Source organism: Arthrobacter sp. 05T423 (genome assembly GCF_056396245.1).
On record NZ_JBFTLC010000106.1, the window covers coordinates 1 to 679 of the forward strand.

1 pseudogene is annotated in these 679 nt (G+C 62.6%); it reads right to left on the reverse strand.

Going from position 1 to position 679, the window contains the following annotated elements:
- Positions 1-679, reverse strand: a pseudogene (locus AC1DFE_RS24110) (multicopper oxidase family protein); the annotation flags it as partial.

A 679-nucleotide genomic window follows, 5' to 3' on the forward strand; every position in this document is an offset into this window, starting at 1 on the left:
TCCAGGAACCGGAAGCGGTACTTGCGCCGCTTCACCTCCATCACCGGGTAGGCGGTGCCGTTCACGGTGAAGATGTCGCCCACGAACCCGTGGTTGGGGAAGTGCTTGTAGAAGGTCTTGCCCCACCATTCCGGATGCTTGGCCGGGTTCTTGGCGTCGGGGAACTCCTTCTGGGCATCGTGGATGTCCTTGTGCATGGTGACGCCGTCGTCCAGCCGGCAATCGTAGAAGGCCAGCGGGATGTCGTAGTCGACGTCGAAGGAGCCGTCCGGGTTGTCCTTGCGGACACCGGGAAGCCGCAGGCCCTTGGTCTCATCGCCCATGTCCATGCCGTTCTTGGGGTCATAGATCGGGTAGAGGCCCACCAAGCCCTTGTAGACGTTGGATCCGGTGTGGTCCATCCGGTGGTCGTGGAACCAGAAGAAGCTCTGCTTCTCGCGGTCATCATTGCCCGCCGGCCAGTTCAGGTAGAGGTTGTCGCAGTAGGTCTTTGGCAGGTAGCCCTCGTACTTCGGCCCGCTCACCATGGTGTAGTGCGGGTTGCCATCGGACTCCGGTGCGGTGTGGCCGTTGTGGAGGTGGGTCAGGAACGACCAGTCCGGCGAGCCGAAGTCCTGGCGGTCCAGGTTCATCGGGTTCTCGTCCAGGTGGTTCTCGAACCGGACCAGCGCCGGCTTGC